At 39.2% G+C, this 2,901-nt stretch carries 3 protein-coding genes and 1 pseudogene; 3 read left to right on the forward strand and 1 reads right to left on the reverse strand.

The genetic code is table 11. The annotated features are described in order from the left end of the window. Window positions 1–138: 138 nt before the first annotated feature. Window positions 139–1,128, reverse strand: coding sequence for a polysaccharide lyase family 7 protein (locus BCU91_RS04300; protein WP_102530948.1), 990 nt, complete (start codon window positions 1,126–1,128; stop codon window positions 139–141). A gap of 985 nt (window positions 1,129–2,113) precedes the next feature. Here BCU91_RS04300 and BCU91_RS20505 point away from each other — a divergent pair. The 3 genes and pseudogenes from BCU91_RS20505 to BCU91_RS04310 form a co-directional block, all read left to right on the forward strand. Continuing rightward, entirely contained in the window at window positions 2,114–2,365 is a 252-nt protein-coding gene (locus BCU91_RS20505; RefSeq protein ID WP_241904032.1) for a tyrosine-type recombinase/integrase, read from the forward strand. A gap of 218 nt (window positions 2,366–2,583) precedes the next feature. Further along, window positions 2,584–2,793: a tyrosine-type recombinase/integrase gene (locus BCU91_RS20510; protein WP_241904033.1), complete on the forward strand. Its 210-nt coding sequence runs from the start codon at window positions 2,584–2,586 to the stop codon at window positions 2,791–2,793. Further along, window positions 2,790–2,901 (forward strand): annotated as a pseudogene (locus tag BCU91_RS04310) (IS91 family transposase); the annotation flags it as partial. The gene BCU91_RS20510 and the pseudogene BCU91_RS04310, both read left to right, overlap by 4 nt.

Here is a 2,901-nt window from a genome sequence, read left to right on the forward strand (position 1 = left end):
ATTTAAATTAGAGTTATATTAATTTCAACAGACGAAACCCAAACAAAAGTTTTAACCTATTAATTTAAATGAAAATATAACCAATAATTGTAGTTACGAATTACGAGTTACAAATTTTAAATTGATGTGTTAACTGCGCTAAAATTTATACCCTTTATGCATGTTATGGATATGATAGAAAGTGGCTTGCACATAATCACCATCAGCGCCGTCATTGTTTTGATTATAAACACCCGCTTTAAAGTACATATACTGGTTACTAGCACTATAACCACTACCTTTCATATCGTAGTACTTAGTAATATTAGGCTTACCTTCCCTGATTATAGTGACGAACAACACTTCATCTTCGACGGAAATTTTATAAGAGAATTTTTCGTTTAAGGCGATTCCGTCAACAGGGTCTGACAAAGTATGTGAACGTGAGCCAATCATATTTATCCAAATATCATCACCATCATTTATTTCATGGGCAAAATAAATAGCCCCTTTCGAGTTGGCTGGTAATTTTCGGTAATATAAACGAATAGGTTCGTCATCCGTCGCGTGAATTTGCCCGATGACCACGCGTCCAACCTTTTTTTTATCACCTGTGGTAGATACTCGGTTTATTGCCAAAGTCCCTTCCAAACTGCCTTCAACACCCCCAGACTTAGCTTTCGCCGAACCATGCGCATTGCTGAAAACCCAGTTATTTTTTGTCAGGCCACGAGTTTTAATTTGAACATTACCTCTACGTAGCATTTCGCGTAGTTCGGTTCTCGCATATTTTGTATTTTTTGAGGTCTTGGCACCTACGTTTGGGCAAGCGAATACCAAGCCACCATCATCTGCTGTATAAAAAAATGGCTTTAAGTTAAAGCCTTTACCTAATGATTTCTCATAGACGGTATCCGCTTTTTTATCTTTGTTGAGATCGGTTGGCAACGTTAACGACCAATCGAGTAAGTCAAAATTTTCACCAGGCTTTTTAAGCGGATCGAGTTTTGACAAATCCCCTAGTAAAACACCTTCAGCAAGGCTAGTGTGTGACTTAGGAATAAGCGTATTCTCCTCAATCTCCTGAGCATTGAGTGATGCGCTAAAAACAGTTAAAGCAAAAACTAGCACAGCGAAAAAGTCACACATTTTCTTTTGAATATGTCGGTAAGATTTATATGTGTTGATATTGGAATCCTTTATAATTTACGATCTCTTTGTTGAATATGTTCGTGTATTGTTCGGCTTAACTATTTTCATAGCTTACTTAGAATACCTATATGCGCAGCATGAAGTGGCGCACCTACACATGAACTTAACTAACCCTGAAAAACGTAATAAAAATAGGTAAGACTTTGCTTCTAATTAACACCAAAAATTATCTAATTTCGTTTTAAAAATAAGCAGAACTCTTTGTTGTATATGATCAAAGAGCTATGATTAATTGTTACGCACAGGATCACACACAACCCACCTAACACACCCACACACTTAACAACTTGTTCACACCTGTAACTTTGTGTTAAACAAAATATAACCAACACAACATATCATTGTCAACCAAAATAGTGCCGCAAGCATTACCAAAAACCAGAATTGGTAGTAACAAGGGAATAAAAAAGACTAACGCATTGGCTTGACATATTTCCCTCTCAATAGAAAAGATATAATGAACAATAACTTATAGGAGAGTCAGGCCTGTTATTGTTGAATGGTTTTTATATTCACTACCAATGGATATGACAACATTACCAAATAACAGAACAAAGTTAGTCAGTGACTCAGCTGTATTTCAAACTCGCAAGGTGTTATTACCAATTTTTTGCGCAGGTATTACCAATAGATAATGTAATGAGATTACAGTTCAGAACTAATATGCAGAATATGAGCTGTACGATAATTCGTATTGATTGTGATTTATCATTAATGCTCTTGTTGAACAAAGCTGCGCTGTCAGGCGCATTAGTGCTGATTTCGATGCATGTCCTGATAACCTTTCAACCGATGATTTGAAGCGCTACTTTGCCAGTTTGATTGAGTCACATTCATGGAGCACCGTGAAACTTGACCGTAATGGGTTGCACAAACACTTGTAAATAAGGTCTATCGATATGACCTGAACCAGCAATGGCAGTTGCTTAATATTGTTAAGCCGCCACAAGTCCATACACTGCCTAATACTCTTACGCCCGCAGAAGTCACTATCGTTATTAGCCTTACTCATAAGCTGCGATATCAAGTGTGCTTTCTCACCTTATACAGTATGGGATTGCGCCTCGGTGAGGCCATTTCACTGCAGGTTGGCGATATCGATTCACAGATGATGCAGGTGCACATTCGTAACGCTAAAGGCGGTAAAGGTCATTTTTTGCTCCTGCAAAAATGACATACATCACATCCATGTGATTAACAGGTTGGTGCCCTTGCCCAAACGGACCTTGTTAGCGCTGCGATATTACTGGCAAACTCATCGCCACCCACGGCTGATTTTTCTGGTAAAGATGGCCAGCCAGACTCAAAGATCGATAAAGGCGGGACTTACTTTAAAATCAGAAGGAAAAAGCCCTCAAGCGGGTTATTCGTGAGTGTAATATTCACAAATCCATCAGCCCGCATAACCTGCGTCACAGCTACGCCACTCATTTGTTAGAACAAGGGCTGGACTTACGCTCAGTGCAAAGCCTGCTTGGTCACAACAGCCTTAATACCACAGCCCGATATACCCGCCTCACCACTATCACTCGCAAAAATACTGCCCTATCTGTTAACCAACTGACGGATAATTTGGTGCTTAAGTGGGAGTGTGATTTATGAGGTTCATTGCGCTTTTACGTGACCACCTTGATGCTTTTAATCAGGCTTATGATGGTCACATTACATCATCCATGCGCCAAGCAATTTACGCCATGCTCAGTTGTCGCA

It is taken from the genome of Shewanella sp. 10N.286.52.B9 (assembly GCF_002873635.1).
Classification (GTDB): domain Bacteria; phylum Pseudomonadota; class Gammaproteobacteria; order Enterobacterales; family Shewanellaceae; genus Shewanella.

Coding starts and splice junctions, on each gene's coding strand:
- BCU91_RS04300 (WP_102530948.1), bottom strand. CDS start 1,128: ATGTGTGACTTTTTCGCTGTGCTAGTTTTTGCTTTAACTGTTTTTAGC.